The following is a 22,963-nucleotide window of genomic DNA, read 5'->3' as shown; positions in this document are numbered from 1 at the left end:
CAATTTGATATTCATAATCGAGCAATTTGCAATTGGCCGTTGCCTAAAATTAAATTGCTTAAACCAGTTGTCATGGTTAATATTTTAGGTCAGCATGTCACGGGAGCCAGGGAATTAGTTTTTGAAAAACCGCAATGGCAATTTCATGATTATGGCAAGACGGAGGTTCGTCGGGATCGTAAAATGGGTCATATTACAATTTTAACCAATGACTTAGAACAAACGCTGGCTGAAATTGCAGCAACAAAAGTTTGGGACTAAATTAGTAAGGAGATAAAAATGATTTCAAGATATACAAGACCTGAAATGGCAGCAATTTGGAGTGATCAGAAAAAATATCAATGCTGGTTAGAAGTTGAAATTGCCGTCGATGAAGCATGGTCGAAATTAGGGCATATTCCAGCAGCAGATGTTGCCAAAATCAAAAAAAATGCTAAATTTGATGTTAAAAGGATTCAGGAAATTGAAGCAGTGACTCATCATGATGTGATCGCGTTTACGCGGTGTGTTTCAGAGTCTTTGGGATCAGAACGGAAATGGGTCCATTATGGATTAACAAGTACGGATGTGGTTGATACCGCTTATGGTTATCAATTGAAGCAAGTTAATCAGATTTTACGGCAAGATTTAGCGGACTTTAAACAAATTGTTGCCAAAAAAGCAGTGCAATACAAAGAGACTGTCATGATGGGACGGACTCATGGGGTTCATGCCGAACCGACCACTTTTGGTTTGAAACTGGCACGTTGGTATTCAGAAATCAATCGTGATATTGAGCGTTTTGAACATGCAGCAGCTGGCGTTGAAGCCGGCAAAATCAGTGGAGCAGTTGGAACTTATGCCAACATTGATCCATTCGTAGAACAGTATGTTTGTCAAAAGCTCGGTATTCGTTCGCAGGAGATTTCCAGTCAGGTACTGCCGCGTGATTTGCATGCGGAGTACTTAGCTGTTTTGGCCTTGATCGCTACTAGTTTGGAAAAATTTGCTACGGAGATTCGCGGCTTGCAGAAATCGGAAACCCGTGAAGTCGAGGAACATTTTGCCAAGGGTCAAAAGGGTTCTTCGGCTATGCCGCACAAACGCAATCCAATCGGTTCAGAAAACATTTGCGGTTTAGCCCGGGTAGTCCGTGGCCACATGCTTACAGCTTATGAAGATGTAACTCTTTGGCACGAACGGGATATCTCACATTCTTCAGCTGAGCGAATTATTTTGCCAGATACAACAATTCTGATTGACTATATGCTGCAGCGCTTTGGGCGAATTCTCGATACTTTAACGGTTTTTCCTGAAAATATGAAACGTAATATGGGACGGACTTTTGGCTTGATTTATAGTGGTCGAGTATTGTTAAAGCTAATCGACAAGGGAATGACACGGGAGGCAGCTTACGATTTAATTCAACCTAAAACAGCGGAGTCGTGGGATAAACAGGTTCAATTCAGACCTTTGTTAGAGCGCGATCCTAAGATTTCTTCATTGTTGTCAAAAGCCGATTTAGACGATGCCTTTGATTATCATTGGCATTTGCGTCATGTCGATGATATTTTTCAACGTTTGGGATTAGCTTAAACACTTTCATAAAATTTTTCAAAAGACTGAGATTAGTAATTAAAGCTCAGTCTTTTTTAATTGTTCGTTATTTCAATAAAATTTAAAGTTAGCTGTTTTGCTTAAAGTTCATTAATTTGGCTAAATTTCTAAGAAAAAATATTTTTAAAAGCTTTTTTTGATTCAAATAAAAACTAAAAGCTTAAAATAAATAATAAAGTTCGTTTTTTCACTATTGACTAAGTTAAATAAAATTGTTAATCTTTAAGAAAAATAGCGATTATTTAATTGACTATTTATTATTAATATTCGTATTTAACGAAAGGATGGCAATTTCAAATGGCAAAAATGATTTATGCCGGGAAAGCAAAGCAATTGTGGACAACTGATGATGATCAGCTTTTACGGGTCGTCTATACCAATCAGGCGACAGCTTTAAATGGAAAACGCAAAGATCAAATCAGCGGCAAAGGGAAATTAAATAATGAAATTTCAACGTTAGTTTTTAAATATCTAGCTCAAAATGGAATTCCAACACATTTTGTAAAAAAAATTTCAGCAACTGAAGAATTGGTCAAAAAGGTTTCAATCATTCCTTTAGAAGTTGTCACTAGAAATATTGGAGCTGGTCATTTTGCTGCTCGTTTTGGAGTGAAAGAGGGCTTGAGATTGGCAGTACCTGTCGAAGAATTGTATTACAAGAGCGATGAGCTTGATGATCCATTTATGAATGAATCACAAGTTTATGCACTGAAAGTTGCTATACCGGCTGAAATCAAGCAAATTTGGCAATTATCACGACAGGTAAATCAATTGTTAACTCCGCTTTTTGCATCGCTTGGTTTGCAGCTCGTTGATTTTAAACTTGAATTTGGGCGAACAGCTGATGGTCAGATTATTTTAGCCGATGAATTTTCTCCAGACAATTGCCGCCTATGGGATCTAAAAACCAAGCAGCATATGGATAAAGATGTTTTTCGACGTGAATTAGGTGATTTAGCAGATGTTTATTCAGAAGTTCTGCGGCGCTTAGCAAGCAAATTGGGGGAATAAAAGATGAAGATCGTGCGTATTTATGTAACTTATAAACCATCAGTTTTTGATCCTCAAGGTGAAACGATTACTTCCGCTGTTCAAAGTTTGGGATATCCACAAATTAAAAAAATTGGAGTTGGAAAATTTTTTGATGTTCAATTAGACGACTCAGCTGACCTTGAGCAAACCATTTCAGAAGTAGCTGAAAAATTGTTGGTTAATTTTAATTTAGAGACTTATCGTTACCAAGTATTGGAGGAACAAAAATGAAAGTCGCTGTGGTTGTTTTTCCGGGATCAAACTGTGATATCGATCTTTATGAAGCCTTAACATCAGTATGTCAAGCACAAGCAGAGTATGTTTCTTATCAACAAGATAATTTATCGGGTTTTGATGCTGTCATGCTGCCAGGCGGTTTTTCTTATGGGGATTATTTGCGTTGTGGGGCAATTGCATGTTTCAGTAAGATTATGCCCGCCATTAAAGCTTTTGCCGAGGCTGGGAAACCGGTCTTTGGAACCTGCAATGGCTTTCAAATTTTAACGGAAGCTGGTTTGCTGCCAGGAGCTTTAAAAAGAAATGATTCATTGAAATTTGTTTGCAAAACTGTTGGCTTAAAAGTTGAGAATAATCAGACAATTTTTACGCAACTATATCAGCAAGCTGAGCAAATCAAGCTGCCAATTGCTCATGCGGATGGCAGTTACTATGCTGATCAGGCAACGCTAGCTGAACTTGAAGCTAATCATCAGGTAGTTTTCCGCTATGTTGGTGAGAATCCTAATGGCAGTTTGCATGAAATTGCTGGGATTACTAATCGCCGAGGTAATGTTTTGGGGATGATGCCACATCCAGAACGGGCAGTCGAAGCATTATTAGGAAATACTGATGGTTTAAGATTATTTAAATCATTATTGACTGGAAATTTGAAGGAGGCAATCAACTAATGGTCACAGAAATGACTCCTGAAGAAATAAAAATAAAAAAACCTTACTTGAATTGGGGACTAAGTGAAAAAGAATATAATTATATTTGCCAAAAATTATTGAAACGTTTGCCAAATTACACAGAAACTGGTTTATTTGCGGTGATGTGGAGTGAACATTGCTCCTATAAAATGTCTAAGGCACTTTTGCGAAAATTCCCCAGTCAAGGTGTAAGAGTTTTGCAAGGCCCGGGAGAAGGAGCTGGTATTTTAGATATTGGTGATAATCAGGCAGTCGTTTTTAAAGCTGAAAGCCATAATCATCCTTCAGCTGTTGAACCATATCAGGGAGCTGCAACCGGAGTTGGTGGAATCATTCGAGATATTTTCAGTATGGGTGCTCGTCCAATTGCGCTGCTTGATTCTTTACACTTTGGTGAAATCAATCGTCCGCGGATAAAATATTTAATCAATGAAGTTGTTGCCGGTATCGGCGATTACGGCAACTGCATGGGAATTCCAACGGTTGGGGGCGAAATTACTTTTGATTCATGTTACGCCGGTAATCCCTTGGTCAATGCCATGTGTGTTGGCTTAATGGATCAAAATGATATGCAAAAAGGTCGGGCTCAAGGAATTGGCAACGCGGTCATTTATGTCGGCGCTAAGACTGGACGCGATGGGATCCATGGAGCAACATTTGCATCTGCTGATTTTGCTGATGAAAGGGAAACACAGCGTTCAGCCGTTCAAGTCGGTGATCCTTTTATGGAAAAATTATTGATGGAAGCTTGCTTAGAGTTAACGCACCAACATCAAGACTGGCTAGTCGGAATTCAAGATATGGGTGCAGCTGGACTAGTTTCATCAAGCTGTGAAATGGCGTCAAAAGCTCAAAGCGGGATGGAACTCCAGTTAGATCTAGTTCCACAGCGTGAGCCAAATATGTCAGCTTACGAGATCATGCTTAGTGAATCACAAGAAAGAATGCTATTGTGTGTTAAAACTGGATTTGAAGAAGAAGTTAAGCAATTGTTCAAAGACTATGGCCTTGAAGCAGTTGTCATTGGCCGTGTAACTAGTGGTCACCAATATATTCTGTGGCAGCATGGTCAGAAAGTAACTGACATACCGGTCAGTTCTTTGACTGAGGATGTATTAGAAGAACAGGTTCCTGAAAAGCAGCCCCAACGAATTCAAACTGCTCAGGAGCCAATAACATGGCTAGCTCAGTTTGATGTTGAACACGTTTTCTATCAAATGCTGCAGCAGCCGACAATTGCTTCCAAGAAAATGTTTACTCAAACTTATGATTCTCAAGTCAGAACCAATACGGTTGTTGGACCGGGCAGTGATGCGGCAGTTTTACGAATCAGAAGAACTAAGAAAGGGCTGGCGATGACTACCGATGGCAATGGCCGTTTAGTTTATTTAGATCCAGAAGTTGGCGGTAAGCTAGCGGTGTTAGAAGCGGCAGCCAATTTAGTGGCCAGTGGGGCAGAGCCTTTAGGTATTACTGATTGCCTGAATTACGGCGATCCGCATGATCCTGAAATTTATTGGGAATTGCATCATTCAATCAAAGGAATGGCGGCGGCTTGCCGGGCATTAAAGATTCCAGTAATTTCTGGCAATGTTTCGTTATATAATGAAAACAATCATCAGGCCATTTATCCAACACCAATGGTTGGAATGGTTGGTTTGATCCAAAATCTTCAGCCTCGAGCAACGATTGCTTTAAAAAATGCCGGTGATCAGGTCTATTTAATTGGAACAACGAAAGATGACTATGCTGGCAGTGAATTGCAAAAATTATTAACTGGATCGATCAGCGGCAAACTGCAAGATTTTGATTTAGCTTCAGTTACAGCTTTGTTGAAAAAAATGTTGACTGCTGTTCAAAGAGGGTTGACAAACAGTGTTCATGACTTAAGCGAAGGCGGCTTGGCAGTTGCGGCAGCTGAAAGTGCCTTTGCGACCCAATTTGGCTTGCGACTTGAAGTGGACTTGTCAGACCAGCAGCTGTTTAGTGAAACTCCAGGTAGATTTTTAGTAACCGTTCCAGCCGAAAAAACAGCAGGATTTACCGATTTATTGGGAAGCAATGCTCAACTGGTTGGTCAAGTTACTGCCCAAAAAACGCTTGAGTTGAAGACTTTAACTGGTTGTTATCAACTTGATCTTTTGCAGGCCGAAAAATTATGGGAGGAAGCAATACCATGCCTTATGAAATCAAAGGATTAAACGAAGAATGCGGAGTATTTGGTGTTTTTGGAACTCCCGAAGCAAGCCGAATGACTTATTTTGGTTTGCACAGTTTGCAGCACCGCGGCCAAGAAGGAGCAGGAATTGTTTCTTGCGATGGGCAACATTTGCTGCAATTTCGGAATCGTGGTTTATTGTCAGAAGTTTTTGCCAATCGGAGGGATTTAGATCATTTAGTTGGGACAATGGCAATCGGTCATGTTCGCTATGGCACTAGCGGTAATAATACTTTAGCTAATGTTCAGCCGTTTTTATTTCATTTTCATGATGGTGATGTAGCATTAGCCCATAACGGCAATTTGACGAATGCTAGTTCATTAAAAAAGCAACTTGAAGACGAAGGAGCAATTTTTCAGTCAACCTCTGATACAGAAATTTTGATCCATTTGATTCGCAAGAATCAACAGCTGAACTTTATTGATGCTTTGAAAAAAAGCTTGAATCAGGTTCATGGAGGTTTTGCTTTCCTGCTTTTGCGCCGGGATTGCTTGATTGCAGCTCTTGACCCGAATGGATTTCGACCGCTGTCAATCGGACAACTTGATAATGGTGCTTATGTGGTTGCAAGTGAAACCTGTGCTTTTGACATGATTGGTGCAAGATTTGTTCGTGATATTTTACCAGGCGAATTGATCATTATTGATCATGACGGTTTGCATATTGATCACTATACGGACCAGACTCAATTATCGATTTGTTCAATGGAATATATTTATTTTTCCCGTCCAGATTCGATTATCCATGGAGTCACAGTTCATAATGCCCGTAAGAAAATGGGCCGTTTGTTAGCCCGTCAAGCACCGGTCCCAGCTGATGTTGATATGGTAATCGGAGTTCCAAATTCTTCACTTTCGGCGGCTAGCGGTTATGCAGAGGAAAGCAATCTGCCATATGAAATGGGGTTAATCAAAAATCAGTATATTGCGCGAACTTTTATTCAGCCAACGCAGGAACTGCGAGAACGCGGCGTAAAAATGAAGCTTTCTGCTGTTCGCGGTGTTGTCGAGGGTAAAAAAGTTGCGATTATTGATGATTCGATCGTGCGCGGAACAACAAGCAAACAAATTGTTCGATTGTTAAAAGAAGCTGGTGCTAAAGAAGTTCATATGCGGATTGCTTCACCGCCCTTACGTTTCCCTTGTTTTTACGGAATTGATATCTCAACCCGCTCTGAATTAATGGCTGCAAATTACACTGTTTCGGAAATGTGTTCGATTATTGGTGCGGATTCACTGGAATTTTTGTCAATTCCTAATCTAATCAAAGCAATTTCGGTACCAGATGCCGGTGACAATCCCAATGGCGGTTTATGCGTAGCTTACTTTGACGGCCAATATCCAACACCGCTTTATGACTACGAAGCAGGTTATTTAAAATCGCTCCAAAAACAAAAAGCACGGGAGGTCGTTCATTAAATGGATCGTTATCAACAGGCTGGTGTCAACGTTGAGGCTGGTTATGAACTGGTTAAACGGATCAAGCAAGATGTGGCTTCAACTGCACGACCGGGGGTTCTCGGTCACTTGGGAAGTTTCGGCGGATTATTTGAGCTTTCTGCGTTAAAAATTAATGATCCAATTTTAGTTTCGGGGACAGATGGTGTTGGCACGAAATTGCTAATTGCTCAAAAAGCTGATCAGCATCAGACGATTGGTATTGATTGTGTTGCCATGTGTGTGAATGATGTTTTAGCTCAGGGCGCTCAGCCGTTGTTTTTTTTAGATTATATTGCAGCTGGCCATAATCAACCTGAAAAGTTAGCAGCAATCGTTAAAGGCGTGGCGGCTGGCTGTCGGCAAGCTGAAACAGCTTTAATTGGTGGTGAAACAGCTGAAATGCCAGATATGTATGCTCCTGATGAATATGACTTAGCCGGTTTTGCAGTTGGAATTGCTGCTAAAGATCAACTCTTAACTGCTCAGTTGCCACAAGCTGGAGATGTTTTGCTAGGTTTGCCGGCAAGTGGCCTACATTCCAATGGCTATTCATTAGTTCGGCAGATTTTATTTAAGGATCATCATTTAACTTTGAATGATCGGCCGGTGGAGTTGCATGGTCAAAGCCTAGCACAAGTTTTATTGACGCCAACGCGAATTTATGTTCAAGCTGTCAAACCATTACTGGAGCAAAAATTGGTCAAAGGGATCAGCCATATTACCGGCGGTGGTTTTTATGAAAACTTGCCGCGAATGTATAATGATCAACTGCAAGCAGTGATTGATCCGGATAGCTGGCCACGTTTGCCAATCTTTTCCTATTTGCAAAAATTAGGTCAATTAACTGAAACGGATGCGTTTAGGACATTTAATTTGGGAATTGGCATGGTTTTAGCAGTTGCAGCTGATCAGGTTAAGCAGGTGCAACGGTTGCTGCAAGCCAATGATGAAAAAAGTTATTTGATTGGTAAATTGCGGCCACGAATGGCAAATCAAGCAAAGATAGTAATTAAGCGAGGCTAAACAATGAAAGTAGCAATTTTTGCTTCTGGCAATGGGACTAATTTTGAAGTGCTGGCCAAGAAGTTTTTAAAGCATGAGATTCCAGGTCAATTGGCACTTTTGTTTTGTGATCATCCGCAGGCAAACGTAATTGAACGCGCTAAACGTTTGGGGGTTACCTGGGCATCATTAACTGTCAAAGAATGTGGTGGCAAAGCTGAATATGAGAGAAGGGTTTACCAGCTGCTCATTGAAAAAAAGATTGATTTTATTATTCTTGCAGGTTACCTGCGAGTTATTGGCGGTCCAATTTTGGCAAATTATGAAGGCCGCATCGTTAATCTACATCCAGCTTATTTGCCCGAATATCCAGGCTTGCACTCGATTGAGCGGGCATTTGCTGATCAGCGAAAACAAACTGGAGTGACAGTTCATTATATTGATGCGGGGCTTGATTCAGGTCCAATCATAGCTCAAAAACATGTCCCAATTTTACCGACTGATACTGCAAAAAGTCTTGAACAGCGAGTCCATGACTGTGAGCATCAACTTTATCCGGCAGTCGTCAAACAGATTTTAACAAATTTACTAGAAAAGGAGCCAACCAAAAATGAGAAGAGCGATAGTTAGTGTTTCCGACAAAGCAAATCTAGTTCCATTTGTCAAAAAATTAATTGAGCATCAATTTGAAATTGTTTCAACTGGCGGTACGCAAAAATTTTTAGCCCAAGCGGGGATTAAAACAACCCCAGTGGAAGATGTGACCGGTTTTCCTGAAATTCTTGATGGTCGCGTCAAGACTTTGAATCCTTTTATTCATGGAGGTTTGCTTGGCCGGCGCGAATTACCGGAACACGAACGGATTATGAAGAAGCTTGGCATTCATCCAATCGATTTAGTTTGTGTCAATTTATATCCTTTTAAAGAAACAATCATGAAGTCAGGTGTAACTTTAGCTGAAGCAATTGAAAACATTGATATTGGCGGTCCGAGTATGCTGCGCAGTGCGGCTAAAAACTATCAGGATGTTACCGTCGTCGTGGATACGGCTGATTATCAGTTGATCATGGATCAATTAGATCAAAATGATCAAGTTGAACTAACAACCCGAGCTAAATTGGCAGCTAAAGCATTTCGACATACGGCAGCATATGATGCGTTGATTGCTGGATATTTATCAAAGCAAGTTGGCATTGAAGCACCGGAGAAGCTTTCACTAACTTATGAGCTGGAAGAAACCATGCGCTATGGAGAAAACAGTCATCAGCGGGCCTGGCTTTACAAAGATGCTTTGCCAGTCAAAAAATATTCACTGACCAATGCCAAACAACTGCATGGCAAGCAACTTTCATATAATAATATCAAAGATGCAGATGCAGCGCTTCGCTTAGCTCGGGAATTCGTTCAACCAACTGTTGTGGCTTTAAAACATATGAGTCCTTGTGGAGTTGGCCAAGGTAAGACCTTAGAAGAGGCTTGGGATCGCGCTTATGCTGCTGATCCAATTTCAATTTTTGGTGGTGTAATTGTACTAAACCGTCCGGTTGACTTAGCAACAGCAGCAAAAATGCATAAGTTATTTTTGGAAATTATCATTGCACCAGACTTTGCGAAAGATGCTTACCAAGTTTTGGCTAAGAAAAAGAATGTTCGATTGTTGCAGCTTGATTTTACAGCAAAGGATGAGCCAACTGAAAAAGAAGTTATTTCTGTTATGGGTGGTTTGCTGGTTCAAGACCAGGACGTATTAGCGGAGGATCCAGCTGATTGGCAAATTGTAACTAAAAAGGCACCGACTAAGGATCAATTGGCTAATCTATTTTTTGCTTGGAAAACGGTCAAACATACTAAGAGCAATGCAATTGTGGTTGCTAATAGTCAACGGACATTAGGAATTGGAGCTGGACAGCCAAACCGAATTGACTCGACTAAGATTGCAATCAAGCATGCTGCAGATCAAATTAACGATCAGACAGTAATGGCCAGTGATGCTTTCTTTCCAATGGACGACTGTGTTCAATATGCTGCTGAACATGGGGTTAAAGCAATTGTTCAGCCGGGTGGTAGTATTCGCGATCAGGATTCGATTGAGATGGCTAATAAGTATGGAATTGCGATGGTTATGACTGGTATTCGTCATTTCAGACATTAAGTGAGGAGGGGCAAAATGACGGCTTCAAATTTGCGGATTTTAGTCATTGGTTCTGGTGGGCGCGAACATGCAATTGCCCGCAAACTGTTGGCAAGTCCTGCAGTTAGTGAGGTTTATTGTGCGCCAGGGAACCCTGGAATGGTTGCAACTGGTATTAAGCTGGTTCCATTGGGTGAGCTAGCTTTTGATCAGCTGATTGAGTTTGCTAAAAAGCAAAATATTAGTTGGACGTTTGTTGGGCCAGAAGATGCTTTAGTGGCGGGAATTGTTGATCGGTTTCAAGCTGCTGGTTTAAAAATTTTTGGACCAACTGCCCAAGCAGCTCAGCTTGAGGGTTCAAAAAAATTTGCTTTAGAGTTTATGAAAAAATATCAGATTCCAACTGCCCATTATCAGGCTTATATTGATGAACAGTCAGCTTTGATTGGTTTAAGCGATTTGGATTTGCCCGTCGTAATCAAGGCTGATGGTTTGGCAGCTGGCAAGGGGGTCACGATTGCTCAGGATCGACTGACAGCGCAACAAGCTATTAAACAAGTTTTTGAAGAGCGTAAACAGCAGGTGGTTTTAGAGGAATTCTTAGCTGGGGATGAATATTCATTATTTGTCGTTATTGGTCAAACTAATTATCAAATTTTGCCGATGGCTCAGGATCATAAGAGAGTAGCAGATCATGATCATGGTCCAAATACTGGTGGAATGGGTGCATACAGTCCATTACCGCAATTGTCGACCAAACTATATCAGCAAATGCTGACGGAAGTTGTCGAGCCAACTGTTGCTGGCTTGCGGCAAGCAGAATTCAATTATCATGGAGTTTTGTATATTGGATTGATTGTCACCAAAAAGGGCCCCAAGGTCATTGAGTACAATGTTAGGCTAGGCGATCCGGAAACTCAAGTTGTCTTGCCTAGAATTGCTAGTGATTTTGCCAAATTAATTGATGCTTGTGTCCAAAACCAACCGTTGCCGCCAGTGACTTTTGCAGATTTTGCTGCTGTAGCAGTAGTGATTGCTGCTCAAGGTTATCCGCAATCACCACAGATTGGTCAAAAATTACCAGTATTGGCAGAAAATAAAAAAATCCAAATTGATTATGCTAATGTTGCTGGCCAAGTACCGGCTAAACTGGTTGCAAATGGTGGCCGCTTAGCTGCGGTAATTGCAAGTCAGCCTGATTTATTAGCTGCTCAAAAGACAGCTTATGATTATTTGAATTCTCTGAATTTGACGGGATGTTTTTACCGTCATGATATCGGTCAAAAAGCGACTGGTAAAATTTTTGCCTAAGCTATCAAAAAGTTATTTGATTCTAATTATCAAAGGGAGCTTGAAACAAAAGTTAATTTGCTTCAAGCTCCCTTTAAAAGCTTTAGAAAAAAGTCATTATTTAATGAAGAAAATCGATTTTATGCTTAATTTTTTAGTTATCCTTTTTTATTATTATCTATCGTGTTAAGATATGATTTGAGCCTAACCGATTGCCGGTTGCAAAGCCTGCTGAATTACTTGCCCGAGTTCTTGACAGCCTTGTTTAATTTGTTGAGTTGTTGTTCCTGTGAAGTTCAATCGTAAATGATTTGCTTGATGTGAAACAACGAAAAGGTCTTTACCGGGCAAAAAAGTAACGCCTTTACTTAGTTTAAGCAATTTTTGGGCATCGAGTTCTGCTGGAAGTGTTACCCAGACAAAAAAGCCGCCAGTTGGTTGGGAAAAAGTACAATTTTTCGGTAAATTTTCGGCTAAGCCAGTTAGCATAGCTTGCAGCTTGGTACGATAGGTTTTTCGCAGCTGATGAATATGTGCCGCAAAGTCATTGTCATTCAGATATTGATCGATGGCTTCTAAGACAACATTGGAAGATTGGCAATCAAAAGAAAGTCGTAATGTTGCAAGCGGTGCAATGATTTTGGGATCAGCTAATAGCCAGCCGCAACGCAAAGCCGGAGATAGGATCTTTGAAAAACTATTGACCATCACTACATTACCTGTTTGGTCAAAAGCTTTGACTGGTGGTAAACTTTGGCCTTGGTAGCGTAATTCGCGATAAGGATCGTCTTCGATCACTAGGGCATCATAAGCACTGGCTAGCTTAGCCAAACGTTTTCTTTTCTCGATTGACATGCAATAGCCAGTCGGATTTTGAAAATTAGGAATAACATAAATTAGTTTGATTTGCTGTTGCTGCAGTTGCTTTTCCAAAAGATCAAGGTCCATTCCATCAGGCTGCATTGGAATTTCATAATAAGTTGGTTGATATTCATTGAAAGCTTCAACTGCTCCAATGTAGGTTGGGCCTTCAACGGCGAGTCCATCGTGTTTATCAAGGAAGAGACTGGCTAATAATTTGATTGCTTCTTGTCCACCTTGGGTCAGCATAATTTGATCAGTTTCAGCTGTAACTCCTAATCTTTTTACATAATACATAATCTTTCCCCGCAAGTCAGGGTTGCCTAAAACGGATTGATATTGGAAGAGATCAGCAGAAGCCAGCTTGATTCTTTTTTGGAAAGCTGTTTCTAATTCATTTTTAGGAAAAAGAGCAGGATCTGGATACCCGCCAGAAAATGAAATTGAGTTAGGACGATCACTCAAGGAGAATAAAGCGGCTAAACTTGAAGTTCCTTGGGGATGACGATGTGAAATTTTTGGTATCATAATTAGATCCTCCTTGCTGATATTTGTGCTTGCTAATAGTGTAAACTAGATTTATCATTAAGTAAAATTCATTTTGTTCAATTTAAAGTGAAATTAATTCAATAAAGGAAGGTAAGCTTAAATGTCAACTTTTGCGTATGAAGTTTTTAGTGAAGTAGCAAAGCAGAAAACTTTTTTGGCTGCTGCTAGTCAATTAAATGTAACTCCTTCTGCCATTAGCCACTCAATCACTAATTTGGAAAAAGAACTTGGCTTTTCACTTTTTATTCGCAATCGAACGGGAGTTAAATTGACGCAAGACGGCGAAAAAATTTTGCCAGTCATTCAGGATATTTTAAATGCTGAGGCTAAGTTGGCCGAAGAAGCTGCACGAATCAATGGCTTGAATCAAGGGCGGATTCGGATTGGAGCCTTCAGCAGCGTTTGCATTAATTGGTTGCCGGATATCATTCGCAGTTTTAAGAAAAATTTTCCGCAAATCGAATTATTGGTTACGCAAGGGAATTTCAATGCTGTTGCTGAGCAAGTCCGTATCGGGACGATCGATATTGGTTTTAGTGCTTTGCCAATTAAAGAAAAGTTGGAAGTTATTCCTTTGCATCGGGATCCAATTTATTGTGTGACACCGGAAAGTTTCAAGCCGCAAGCTGGAGAGATCGTCACTGCTGATGATATTGAAGGCCGAAATTTTATCTTGCAACAGATCGATTATGATCGAGATACCAAAAGGGCTTTAGATACCTATCAAGTATCTTTGAATTCAATTCATTATAGTATTGATGACGCTTCAATTATTGCAATGGTTGAAAGTGGTTTGGGACTAGGGATTTTACCTGAATTGGCCTTACAAAAACTTTCGGGCAATGTCAATTATTATCCTTTTAAGGAACATTTTTACCGGACGATTTGTTTGGTAACACATTCTGAAGCCAAACAAACGCCTTCAACTAAAGCTTTTGTTAAAGCAATCCAAGACTATTTAGCAAGTCGTTACGGGGAAAAGTGGTAGTTAACATTTTAAAGAGAAGATGAGCTGAAGTTTGCTTAATTAAGTTCTAATGACAACTAAAAAAAAATCCGAGAATAGTATTGCAATTAATAGATTTTGTGCTATGATTTAAAAACATGATTTTGATGAAGTGCTTTTGCTTGAATTACAGGAGGATTATATTGAAAGAATTAACTAAGGGCAGCCCAATCAAGCTGATCATCCTTTTTACTTTGCCGTTAGTCATTGGTAACTTATTTCAGCAGTTGTACAGTATTTCGGATACTTTGATCGTTGGGCAAACATTGGGAGTTAAAGCGTTAGCAGCAGTTGGATCGACTGGCAGCATTCAATTTTTGATTATTGGTTTTGCTCAAGGGCTAACTGCTGGATTATCAATTTTAACGGCGCAGTATTTTGGAGCACATGATTATCAGCAAGTTCGTCAAAGTTTTGCGACGAGTATTGTAATTTGTGCGGTAGTAACAGTTTTCTTAACAGCTGTCAGTTTGACATTTATTCATTTAATCCTCCAACTGATGCAGACACCGGCAGACATTGAAAAAAATGCCCAAATTTTTATTTCCATAATTTTTGCAGGTATTTTTGCTTCGATGGCTTTTAATTTATTATCAAACGTTATTCGGGCTCTGGGTGATAGTCGGACGCCCCTTTATTTTTTGATTGTCGCCGCCGTTGTAAATATTATTTTAGAATTAATTTTTATTTTAATTTTTAAAATGGGTGTTAGCGGTGCAGGGATTGCCACTGTTATTGCTCAGTTTTTGTCAGTTTTGCTGTGTATTGGGTATATCATGCGGCATATTCCTTTATTGCAAGTGCATAAGCAAGATTTTCAGGCAATTACTTGGAAAAAGATTGCTCATCATCTTTATATTGGTTTACCTATGGCATTTCAGGCTTCAATTATTGCGATTGGTTCAATCATGATTCAATCAGCAATCAATGGCTTAGGGACAACAGCTGTTGCAGCTACAACGGCAGCCAGCAAGATTGACCAGATTGCTACTTTGCCGATGATGTCGTTAGGAATCGGGATGGCAACTTTTACTGCTCAAAATTATGGAGCCAAATTGTATGATCGGATTCTTTTAGGAGTTAAGCAGTGTTTGCTGGTTTCCATTGGTTTCAGTCTGTTTGGCGGGGCTTTAGTGATTTCCTTTGGCAAAGCGATGGTAACACTTTTTGTCGGTAAGGCAGCTAAAGAGGTATTGGATCTGTCACAAGTTTATTTTAATGTCAATGGTTCTGCTTATTTTATTCTAGCGGTTTTGTTTATCCTGCGCTATACATTGCAAGGATTAGGTCAAAGTGTTGTGCCAACTCTGGCTGGAATGGCTGAATTGGCAATGCGCTGTGTGGCGGCTTTAGTCTTAGCCAATTCTTTGGGTTATCTGGGAGCATGCTTTGCCAATCCATTAGCTTGGTTGGGATCATGCTTGGTTTTAGGAATTTCTTATTTTAAAGCCATCAAAATGCTTAAATATAAGAGTCGACAAACCCAGCATTTGGCAGCAGTGCAACCAGCTAAAAAAGTTGCTTGTTTGAATGAGTAAATTTCTTGAGAAGTATGTGTAAAAAGTGTAAATTGATAAAGAATAATTGAAAAGGTGATCAAATGGATAACGATTTTAAAATTGGGCAAAAAGTCAAATGTAAAAAATTTGGCAGTTTAAATCACGACTTTGTCGGCAGTATTGAAAAAATTTATGAGAATTCAGCCCTAGTTAAAATTTTGGAATATGACCAGGAGGATGAAGTAGCTGTCAATGATTTTCATAAGCGAGCGATCGTTCGTTTAAAGAGCATCAAGAGAATCAAATAAAAGATGCTGACAGCGAGTATATTTTATGCTATACTAAAAGCTGTCTTGCGGGTGTAGTTTAGTGGTAAAACACCAGCTTCCCAAGCTAGCGTCGCGAGTTCGATTCTCGTCACCCGCTTAAGATTGCAAAAGAGGAGTAGGCTATTTTTGCAGTTAAAGCGAGTCTGGAATGGTGAAAGCCGGGTACTGCAGATAGTTGAAGCGCGCTTTTGTGAACAATTAAAAATTTACAAGCGGATCGTTAGTGATCAATCGGAGTGGTACCGCGGGAAATCTCGTCTCTTACATTAATTAATGTAAGAGTTTTTTTTTTACAAATATTCTAATTTTTAAGGAGACAAAATTATGGATTTTAAAGGACAAGTTATTCAAAGTTTACAGCAGGTTTTACCGGTTGAGATGGCGCCAGAAAAACTTAATAGTTTATTGGAAATTCCTAAATCTGGCAAATTAGGAGATTTGGCTTTCCCAACCTTTATCTTAGCCAAAGAAATGCATCAGTCACCAGTTGAAATTGCTGCTGATTTAGCTAAAAAAATTGATGCGGCAGCATTTGAAAAAGTTCAGGCTGTTGGCCCGTATCTAAATTTCTTTTTAGATGAGCAAAAGTTTAGTCAACAGATTTTAGAGACTATTTTGACTCAGCAAGCTAAATTTGGCGAGCAAGATTTAGGTCAAGGCGGCAATGTCCCGATTGATATGTCTTCACCCAATATCGCTAAACCAATGTCGATGGGACATTTACGTTCAACCGTGATTGGCAATTCTTTAGCTAAGCTGTTAGAAAAAGTCAATTATCAACCAATTAAGATCAACCATTTGGGCGATTGGGGGACCCAGTTTGGCAAGCTGATTACCGCTTATAAACTTTGGGGTTCTGAAGAAGAAGTAAAAAAGGATCCAATCAATAAGTTATTGGAGTATTATGTTCATTTTCATCAAGTTGATGTCAAGCATCCTGAGTTAGATGATCAAGCGCGTGAATGGTTTAGAAAATTGGAAGACGGAGATCCAGAAGCCATGGAGCTTTGGAAATGGTTTCGCAAAATTTCGTTACAGACTTTCATGAAAGTTTATGATCGGCTGGGAGTTGAGTTTGATTCATATAATGGGGAAGCTTTTTATAATGACAAAATGGCGGAAATTGTTGAAATCTTAGCGGACAAAGGTTTGCTACATGAAAGTCGTGGTGCTCAAATTGTGGATTTGAGCAAGTATCATTTAAATCCAGCCTTGATTAAAAAGACTGACGGAGCGACTTTATACATCACACGGGATTTGGCAGCAGCTGTTTATCGTAAACGGACTTACCATTTTGTTCAGTCACTTTATGTCGTTGGCAGCGAACAGACTAATCATTTTAAACAGTTGAAAGCTGTTTTACATGAAATGGGTGCTGATTGGTCCGATCAAATTCATCATATTCCATTTGGCTTGATTACTTCTGGTGGACATAAATTGTCAACCAGAGCTGGTCGGGTAATTCTGTTGGAAAAGGTACTGGATGACGCAGTGGCGTTAGCTCAAAAACAAATTGAACAAAAAAATCCTGGTTTAAAGCACAAGGCTGAGGTTGCCAAAGCTGTTGGTGTTGGAGCGGTTGTCTTTCATGATTTGAAAAACAACCGGATGGATAATTTTGATTTTAATCTGGAAGAAGTTGTTCGTTTTGAAGGTGAGACCGGTCCGTACGTGCAATATACTCATGCCAGAGCGGAAAGCATCCTGCGTAAATCGGGCAAAAATCTTGGCGAATTGCCAGATCAGCTGCGGATTTCCAGTCAGATAAATCTAGAAGCCTGGGGAATCGTAAAAAAATTGGCAGATTTTCCGACAATGATCGAGCGTGCGGTGACTGAATATGAACCTTCAGTCATTGCCAAGTACGCGTTGCACTTAGCTAAAGCATTCAATCAATACTATGCACACAATCGGGTTTTAAATGACGACGCCGGTCTAAATGGTCGTTTAGCCTTGGTTGAGGCTGTTGCAATTGTCTTGAAAGAAGCTTTACGTCTTTTGGGTGTTAAAGCACCGGATGAAATGTAACAATTTAAAATTACTTTGAAAGTCGTGTTGTCGTTAAACACGACTTTTTGAATAGAAAAATTAAAACCTATATTTCATTGACCTAACTTTTTTGATATAATTATTTGTGTAATAATTATTTTTAAAAAGTGGGGAAAGTTATGAAAAGAGATGGCAAGTATCATTTAATTTCAAAGTTAAAGTTTTTTCCGTGGTTGGATAATAGCTTGCAGGAAAGTTTGTTAATTCGTGGTCAGGTCAAAAATTTCAAGAAGAATCAGAATTTAAGTCTTGATTTTAGGCTTGACGAGTATCTTTTAATAATTTTGGAGGGAGCAGCTGTGCTTTCTAAATCTACTCAAAACGATTGTGGGGCTAAAATCTTTTTGACGGAAAATTATTTGTACTCAGCGGTCGACTTGGAGCTAAGCCGGACAGCTTTTGCAAAAAAATGATAGCGTTTTCTACGACCTGGATAATTGGGATGATAGCCGGCTATTATTTACAGAGATTTTGGGGAAATGTAATGGTTTAGCTTTATTGATACCACGAGATATTTTAAAAAAGATGATTTTAAGCAATGAAAAATTTAGCTTTTTTTTATCTTTTAAAAATAAAGTTTTATTAGAAAATATTTATCGACAGCAGATAATTTCAACTGCAATTAGACCGAGTGAACGGGTTATTAAACAGTTATTATTTTGGGGAGAGAAGTTCTGCTCGCAGGCTGAAAATGGAGATCGAATCTTACCAAAATGGATCACGGTCCATGATATGGCTGTTAGTGCTTCAACCACTGATCGAACAGTTAGGAGGATTTTTGGTGAATTAGCTAGCCGAAATTTAGTTACCCGCGTGGGCTATAAAGAAAAAAGATTGAAACAACAGTTATTTATCGAATATAAAGATTTTAATTAGATTGCTCAGCGGTTTTAACACCGCTGTTTTTTTTGCTATAATTAAAAAAACAACGAGATAAAAGATGAAGGGGTTCAAATGAAAAAGGAAATCAGACAAGCAGCAATTGAACAGTTGATCAGTCAAGAAGAAATCGCTAATCAAGAGGAGCTGATGGCTGCCTTAGAAAAGCAAGGCATTAAAGCAACGCAAGCAACGATTTCGCGTGATATTCGCGAGCTACGGATTGTTAAAGAACAGGCAACCAATGGCAAATTGCACTATGTTATTTTTAGAGAAGATCCAATTTCGGAAAAACAGCAGTTATATGCTAATATCAGTGAAATGGTGACTGAGATTACCCAAGTTCAATTCTTAAATGTTGTAAAGACATTGCCGCATAATGCCAACGTTTTATCGGCAATCCTTGATGATTTAGAATTACCGCAAGTTGTTGGGACGCTGGCAGGCTATGATACGATCGTGATTCTCAGTCAAACGATCGAGCAAGCAACTAAAATCAACCAGATTTTTAAGGAACATCTGCAGTCACAGGATTAAGCTAACCAGTAAGGATTGATAGTTTGAAAACAAATTTTAATTTAGTGTGGGAAAAGCTTAAAAAGGTTTTAAAAAATTGGCATCAGGCATTTGCTAAATGGCTCAAATACTTTTGGCATCGCTACTGTTTGACGCGTTGGCTGATGATTGGCTTTTTAGGTATCTTTTTGCTGATTAGTACGTATTTAGTTTTTGTCGCCAAAACTGCCAAGGTAGATGATTTAAAAGCTCGCTTGGAACGTTCGACAGAAATTTATGATTACAAGGATCAAAAAGCAGGTTATTTATATTCACAAAAGGGGACATGGAAGCCTTTAAGTCAGATTTCGGTCAATCTGCAAAATGCTGTGATTTCAACAGAAGATCGGAACTTTTACCACGAATATGGTTTTTCATTCAAGGGAATTGCTCGGGCAGGGTTGTTGTATCTTCGCAATCGGCTAACCGGCCGAAATTATATTAGTGGTGGCGGCAGTACTTTAACGCAACAATTAGTTAAAAATGCTTTTTTGTCTCAAGAGCAAACCTTTTCTCGTAAAGCCAAAGAGATCTTTATTGCGATGCAAGTGGAAAACGAATATTCTAAACGTGAAATTTTGACGATGTATTTGAATAATGCGTATTTTGGACATGGTGTCTGGGGAGCGGAAGATGCATCTTTAAAGTATTTTGGTGTGCATGCTAGTCAGTTAACGGTCCCAGAAGCAGCAACTTTAGCTGGGATGCTGACCAGTCCCAATAGCTATAATCCAATTGATCATCCGCAAGCCTCCAAAGAGCGGCGAAATCTGGTTTTGAAGCTAATGGTTGAAAATCAGAAATTGACGACTGCTCAGGCTAAAAGCTATCAGCAAACATCAATGACAACCAAGGATCGCTACCACTATCAATCAGGGTACAAGTATCCTTATTATTTTGATGCTGTAATCAGTGAAGCTATTAACAAATATGGCTTGACCGAATCAGAAATTATGAATGGTGGCTATAAAATTTATACTTCTCTTAACCAGAATTATCAAACGGATTTGCAGGATGCTTTTGCTGACTCAGCATTGTTCCCATATAATGCTAGCGATGGCACTGAAGCCCAAGGAGCATCAGTGGCGATTGATCCGAAAACTGGTGGAGTAGCAGCTTTAATTGGTGGTCGGGCAGGTTCACATGTTTTTCGAGGCTACAATCGTGCAACGCAACTAATTCGTTCACCAGGATCAACAATCAAACCAATTGCTGTTTATGCACCAGCTTTAGCGGCTGGTTATCATTATGATTCCTATTTGGAAGATAAACTCCAATCATATGGCACTAATCAGTATACACCGCATAATTATGATAATGAATATGCAGGCAAGATTAGGATGTATTTGGCATTGGCTGATAGCAAAAATGCCGCAACGGTTTGGCTATTGAATAAGATTGGTGTTGATCGCGGGTATCAAATGGCCAAAAAGTTTGGGCTGAATGTCACTGCAAGTGATGACAATTTAAGCTTGGCTTTAGGCGGATTGAAAAAGGGGGAGTCACCTTATCAAATGGCGAGTGCTTACACGGCCTTTGCCAATAACGGAGTGAAAAAGTCGCCACATTTGATTACTAAAATTGTTGATGCGAGTGGGAAAGTAATTGTTGATAATCAAAATGTTTCTTCTAAGCGAATTATTAGTAAGAGTCAAGCAAGAGAAATGACCAGCATGATGATGGATGTTTATAATCTCGGAACGGGTGTTAATGCTAAGCCAAGCGGTTATACGATAGCTGGCAAAACAGGCACAACCCAAAGTTCACCAGGATCGACTTCTGATCGTGATCATTGGTATATCGGATATACTCCGGATATTGTTCTAGCGACTTGGGTTGGTTTTGATTCCAGTAAATATTCTTTAGATGATGAAGGAACCCGTGGTGGGTCAGCACTTTTCAAGGAACAAATGCAGGCGATTTTACCGCAAACTGCAGGGACGAAGTTTACAGTTAAGAGTGCCTCAGCTCGTTTGAACAACACGACGTCTACAAGCAGCGGCTTATGGAAGACACTTGAAAATGCAGGCAGCAATTTAAAGGATGATTTTTCAAAATCAACTTCTGATTTAGGTGAAAAAGCTAGCAGCTTGTTTGAGCAAGGAAAGCAAAAAGTTCAAGGTATTTTCGGAAAGTAGCGAATTCACAGCAAAAAATTGTTGATTCATGTTACACTGATTAAAGTACGATGATCAACTTAATATTGGAGGAAAAATCATGGTAAACATTTACGATACAGCTAATCAACTAGAGGAAGATCTGCAAAAAACCAGTGAGTTTTTAGCTCTTAAAGGCGCTTATGCCAAAATTAAACAGGATCCATTGGCGTTAGCAATGTTTAAAAAATTTCAGCAAAAACAGATTGAGTTTCAAAAAAAGCAGACTGATGGAACTTTAAAAGATGAAGATATTAATCAGTTAAAGGATCTAGGTGAAAGAGTTCAAAAAAATCCTTTGATTGTCGATTTGATGCAAAAAGAGCAGGGATTGGCTCATTTGCTGGATGAGATTAGTCAAATTATGTTTAAGCCGGTTGATGAACTTTATCGTGATTAATTAAAATGTTTTGTCAAGCCCAATTAGGGAGGAATCAGCTTGAGTTCCAAAAAAATTTACGACTATCAAGTTAATGAAGATCTTGCATTGTTTGTTTTGATTAAAGCAGCTGATGTGCGGTCAGCAAAAAATGGTAAAAAATTTATTTCCTTTACCTTTGCTGATCGGTCAGGTGAAATCAGTGCTAAGTTTTGGAATGCTTCTGAGCATGAAATTAGTGAATTCCAACCCGGAAAAGTGGTTTTGCTGAAGGGAAAACGGGAAAATTATCAAGGAAATCCGCAAATTAAAATTTTGCACTTGCGATTGGCAACTGAATTTGAGCCAAATGATAGTAGTTTATATCTAAGGCAGGCACCAGTCTCATTTGAAAAGATGGAAAGCGAGATCAACCAAACAGTTTTTGAAATTATTAATCCGAATTGGAATCGAATCGTACGCTATTTGTTGAATAAAAATCATGCTGCCTTTTTCAAATATCCGGCTGCCAAAAAGAATCATCATGCATTTGCCGGTGGCTTAGCTTATCATACATTATCAATGCTGCGGTTAGCTCGGGCAGTTGCCAAGCAATATCCAGTGATCAATGCTTCACTGCTGTATGCGGGAACGATTTTGCATGATATGGGCAAAACAATTGAACTTTCCGGACCAACAGCAACGACTTATACTTTAGCCGGTAATTTAATTGGTCATATTGTTTTGATTGATGAACAGATTGTTGAAGCTTGTCATCAGTTGCGGATCTCGGAAAATCAAGAGGATGTTTTGCTGCTGAGACATTTAATTTTGGCACATCATGGTTTGCTGGAATATGGTTCACCAGTTCGACCACATATCTTAGAAGCCGAGGTCTTGCATCAAATTGATCAGCTGGATGCTTCAATTCAGATGTTGAGCGGAGTCTTACATCATACTGAACCCGGTCAATTTTCTGAAAAGATTTTCGGGATGGATGGTCGTAATTTCTTTCGTCCAAGTGAGGACTTGAAGGATCCGTCAAAAAAATAATTACCAAAAAAGCGATGACTAAATTTAGTCA

General features: G+C 39.4%; 22 protein-coding genes, 1 tRNA gene and 1 pseudogene. 23 read left to right on the top strand and 1 reads right to left on the bottom strand.

The genetic code is table 11. The annotated features are described in order from the left end of the window. The 11 genes and pseudogenes from ON15_RS03630 to purD all read left to right on the top strand — a co-directional run. A pseudogene (locus tag ON15_RS03630) lies at positions 1-261 on the top strand (5-(carboxyamino)imidazole ribonucleotide synthase); the annotation flags it as partial. Between the two features lie 18 nt (positions 262-279). Then, the gene (gene purB / locus ON15_RS03625; RefSeq protein ID WP_010580126.1) at positions 280-1,575 is read left to right on the top strand and encodes an adenylosuccinate lyase; all 1,296 of its coding nucleotides are present in this window, start codon (positions 280-282) and stop codon (positions 1,573-1,575) included. 318 nt (positions 1,576-1,893) lie between these two features. Next, positions 1,894-2,607, top strand: coding sequence for a phosphoribosylaminoimidazolesuccinocarboxamide synthase (gene purC / locus ON15_RS03620; RefSeq protein ID WP_010580125.1), 714 nt, complete (start codon positions 1,894-1,896; stop codon positions 2,605-2,607). Between the two features lie 3 nt (positions 2,608-2,610). Continuing rightward, positions 2,611-2,859: a phosphoribosylformylglycinamidine synthase subunit PurS gene (gene purS, locus ON15_RS03615; RefSeq protein ID WP_010580124.1), complete on the top strand. Its 249-nt coding sequence runs from the start codon at positions 2,611-2,613 to the stop codon at positions 2,857-2,859. Next, positions 2,856-3,536, top strand: a complete 681-nt coding sequence (gene purQ, locus ON15_RS03610; protein ID WP_010580123.1) for a phosphoribosylformylglycinamidine synthase subunit PurQ — start codon at positions 2,856-2,858, stop codon at positions 3,534-3,536. The genes purS and purQ overlap by 4 nt, the downstream gene beginning before the upstream one ends. Then, the gene (purL, locus tag ON15_RS03605) at positions 3,536-5,758 is read left to right on the top strand and encodes a phosphoribosylformylglycinamidine synthase subunit PurL (protein ID WP_010580122.1); all 2,223 of its coding nucleotides are present in this window, start codon (positions 3,536-3,538) and stop codon (positions 5,756-5,758) included. The genes purQ and purL overlap by 1 nt, the downstream gene beginning before the upstream one ends. Continuing rightward, positions 5,734-7,194, top strand: coding sequence for an amidophosphoribosyltransferase (purF, locus tag ON15_RS03600; RefSeq protein ID WP_010580121.1), 1,461 nt, complete (start codon positions 5,734-5,736; stop codon positions 7,192-7,194). The genes purL and purF overlap by 25 nt, the downstream gene beginning before the upstream one ends. Then, entirely contained in the window at positions 7,195-8,238 is a 1,044-nt protein-coding gene (gene purM, locus ON15_RS03595; protein ID WP_010580120.1) for a phosphoribosylformylglycinamidine cyclo-ligase, read from the top strand. Positions 8,239-8,241: 3 nt separating this feature from the next. After that, on the top strand, positions 8,242-8,847 hold the full coding sequence (purN, locus tag ON15_RS03590) for a phosphoribosylglycinamide formyltransferase (RefSeq protein ID WP_010580119.1): 606 nt from the start codon (positions 8,242-8,244) through the stop codon (positions 8,845-8,847). Then, positions 8,828-10,369 carry a bifunctional phosphoribosylaminoimidazolecarboxamide formyltransferase/IMP cyclohydrolase gene (gene purH, locus ON15_RS03585; RefSeq protein WP_010580118.1) on the top strand — a complete coding sequence of 514 codons (1,542 nt, stop codon included), beginning with the start codon at positions 8,828-8,830 and terminating at the stop codon, positions 10,367-10,369. The genes purN and purH overlap by 20 nt, the downstream gene beginning before the upstream one ends. A gap of 15 nt (positions 10,370-10,384) precedes the next feature. Continuing rightward, positions 10,385-11,659, top strand: a complete 1,275-nt coding sequence (gene purD / locus ON15_RS03580; RefSeq protein ID WP_010580117.1) for a phosphoribosylamine--glycine ligase — start codon at positions 10,385-10,387, stop codon at positions 11,657-11,659. Between the two features lie 183 nt (positions 11,660-11,842). Here the strand turns inward: purD and ON15_RS03575 are convergent, their stop codons facing one another. Then, on the bottom strand, positions 11,843-13,027 hold the full coding sequence (locus tag ON15_RS03575; RefSeq protein ID WP_010580116.1) for an aminotransferase-like domain-containing protein: 1,185 nt from the start codon (positions 13,025-13,027) through the stop codon (positions 11,843-11,845). A gap of 121 nt (positions 13,028-13,148) precedes the next feature. Between ON15_RS03575 and ON15_RS03570 the strand changes: the two genes are divergently transcribed. The 12 genes from ON15_RS03570 to ON15_RS03520 all read left to right on the top strand — a co-directional run bounded on the left by ON15_RS03570 (position 13,149) and on the right by ON15_RS03520 (position 22,932). After that, positions 13,149-14,036, top strand: a complete 888-nt coding sequence (locus ON15_RS03570) for a LysR family transcriptional regulator (RefSeq protein ID WP_010580115.1) — start codon at positions 13,149-13,151, stop codon at positions 14,034-14,036. Between the two features lie 161 nt (positions 14,037-14,197). Then, positions 14,198-15,592, top strand: coding sequence for an MATE family efflux transporter (locus tag ON15_RS03565; RefSeq protein ID WP_010580114.1), 1,395 nt, complete (start codon positions 14,198-14,200; stop codon positions 15,590-15,592). A 62-nt stretch (positions 15,593-15,654) separates the two neighbouring features. Continuing rightward, complete coding sequence (locus tag ON15_RS03560; RefSeq protein WP_010580113.1) at positions 15,655-15,861, top strand: hypothetical protein; 207 nt, start codon at positions 15,655-15,657, stop codon at positions 15,859-15,861. Positions 15,862-15,908: 47 nt separating this feature from the next. Continuing rightward, positions 15,909-15,979: transfer RNA gene (locus tag ON15_RS03555), tRNA-Gly, on the top strand. A 29-nt stretch (positions 15,980-16,008) separates the two neighbouring features. After that, positions 16,009-16,152 (top strand): hypothetical protein, encoded by a 144-nt coding sequence (locus ON15_RS11730; RefSeq protein ID WP_156397508.1) that lies wholly within the window; start codon positions 16,009-16,011, stop codon positions 16,150-16,152. A gap of 54 nt (positions 16,153-16,206) precedes the next feature. Continuing rightward, the gene (gene argS / locus ON15_RS03550) at positions 16,207-17,910 is read left to right on the top strand and encodes an arginine--tRNA ligase (protein ID WP_010580112.1); all 1,704 of its coding nucleotides are present in this window, start codon (positions 16,207-16,209) and stop codon (positions 17,908-17,910) included. A 140-nt stretch (positions 17,911-18,050) separates the two neighbouring features. After that, positions 18,051-18,344 carry a hypothetical protein gene (locus tag ON15_RS03545; RefSeq protein WP_010580111.1) on the top strand — a complete coding sequence of 98 codons (294 nt, stop codon included), beginning with the start codon at positions 18,051-18,053 and terminating at the stop codon, positions 18,342-18,344. Then, positions 18,331-18,807 (top strand): cyclic nucleotide-binding domain-containing protein, encoded by a 477-nt coding sequence (locus ON15_RS03540; RefSeq protein ID WP_010580110.1) that lies wholly within the window; start codon positions 18,331-18,333, stop codon positions 18,805-18,807. Before ON15_RS03545 ends, ON15_RS03540 begins: the two co-directional genes overlap by 14 nt. 78 nt (positions 18,808-18,885) lie before the next feature. Beyond that, positions 18,886-19,347 carry an arginine repressor gene (locus ON15_RS03535; RefSeq protein ID WP_010580109.1) on the top strand — a complete coding sequence of 154 codons (462 nt, stop codon included), beginning with the start codon at positions 18,886-18,888 and terminating at the stop codon, positions 19,345-19,347. 23 nt (positions 19,348-19,370) lie between these two features. Further along, positions 19,371-21,503 carry a PBP1A family penicillin-binding protein gene (locus tag ON15_RS03530; RefSeq protein ID WP_010580108.1) on the top strand — a complete coding sequence of 711 codons (2,133 nt, stop codon included), beginning with the start codon at positions 19,371-19,373 and terminating at the stop codon, positions 21,501-21,503. A 79-nt stretch (positions 21,504-21,582) separates the two neighbouring features. After that, on the top strand, positions 21,583-21,921 hold the full coding sequence (locus ON15_RS03525; protein WP_010580107.1) for a YlbF family regulator: 339 nt from the start codon (positions 21,583-21,585) through the stop codon (positions 21,919-21,921). A 39-nt stretch (positions 21,922-21,960) separates the two neighbouring features. Further along, the gene (locus ON15_RS03520) at positions 21,961-22,932 is read left to right on the top strand and encodes a 3'-5' exoribonuclease YhaM family protein (RefSeq protein ID WP_010580106.1); all 972 of its coding nucleotides are present in this window, start codon (positions 21,961-21,963) and stop codon (positions 22,930-22,932) included. Positions 22,933-22,963: the final 31 nt, after the last annotated feature.

The sequence above is a fragment of the Liquorilactobacillus vini DSM 20605 genome (assembly GCF_000255495.1).
GTDB lineage: Bacteria > Bacillota > Bacilli > Lactobacillales > Lactobacillaceae > Liquorilactobacillus > Liquorilactobacillus vini.
The sequence above is the reverse complement of the archived record's forward strand: the minus strand, read 5'-3'. Positions and strand labels throughout refer to the sequence as shown.

Excerpts from the sequence above, each read along its gene's own strand:
- purB (WP_010580126.1), top strand. The coding sequence starts at position 280 with ATGATTTCAAGATATACAAGACCTGAAATGGCAGCAATTTGGAGTGAT.
- purC (WP_010580125.1), top strand. The coding sequence starts at position 1,894 with ATGGCAAAAATGATTTATGCCGGGAAAGCAAAGCAATTGTGGACAACT.
- purS (WP_010580124.1), top strand. The coding sequence starts at position 2,611 with ATGAAGATCGTGCGTATTTATGTAACTTATAAACCATCAGTTTTTGAT.
- purQ (WP_010580123.1), top strand. The coding sequence starts at position 2,856 with ATGAAAGTCGCTGTGGTTGTTTTTCCGGGATCAAACTGTGATATCGAT.
- purL (WP_010580122.1), top strand. The coding sequence starts at position 3,536 with ATGGTCACAGAAATGACTCCTGAAGAAATAAAAATAAAAAAACCTTAC.
- purF (WP_010580121.1), top strand. The coding sequence starts at position 5,734 with ATGCCTTATGAAATCAAAGGATTAAACGAAGAATGCGGAGTATTTGGT.
- purM (WP_010580120.1), top strand. The coding sequence starts at position 7,195 with ATGGATCGTTATCAACAGGCTGGTGTCAACGTTGAGGCTGGTTATGAA.
- purN (WP_010580119.1), top strand. The coding sequence starts at position 8,242 with ATGAAAGTAGCAATTTTTGCTTCTGGCAATGGGACTAATTTTGAAGTG.
- purH (WP_010580118.1), top strand. The coding sequence starts at position 8,828 with ATGAGAAGAGCGATAGTTAGTGTTTCCGACAAAGCAAATCTAGTTCCA.
- purD (WP_010580117.1), top strand. The coding sequence starts at position 10,385 with ATGACGGCTTCAAATTTGCGGATTTTAGTCATTGGTTCTGGTGGGCGC.
- ON15_RS03575 (WP_010580116.1), bottom strand. The coding sequence starts at position 13,027 with ATGATACCAAAAATTTCACATCGTCATCCCCAAGGAACTTCAAGTTTA.
- ON15_RS03570 (WP_010580115.1), top strand. The coding sequence starts at position 13,149 with ATGTCAACTTTTGCGTATGAAGTTTTTAGTGAAGTAGCAAAGCAGAAA.
- ON15_RS03560 (WP_010580113.1), top strand. The coding sequence starts at position 15,655 with ATGGATAACGATTTTAAAATTGGGCAAAAAGTCAAATGTAAAAAATTT.
- argS (WP_010580112.1), top strand. The coding sequence starts at position 16,207 with ATGGATTTTAAAGGACAAGTTATTCAAAGTTTACAGCAGGTTTTACCG.
- ON15_RS03545 (WP_010580111.1), top strand. The coding sequence starts at position 18,051 with ATGAAAAGAGATGGCAAGTATCATTTAATTTCAAAGTTAAAGTTTTTT.
- ON15_RS03535 (WP_010580109.1), top strand. The coding sequence starts at position 18,886 with ATGAAAAAGGAAATCAGACAAGCAGCAATTGAACAGTTGATCAGTCAA.
- ON15_RS03525 (WP_010580107.1), top strand. The coding sequence starts at position 21,583 with ATGGTAAACATTTACGATACAGCTAATCAACTAGAGGAAGATCTGCAA.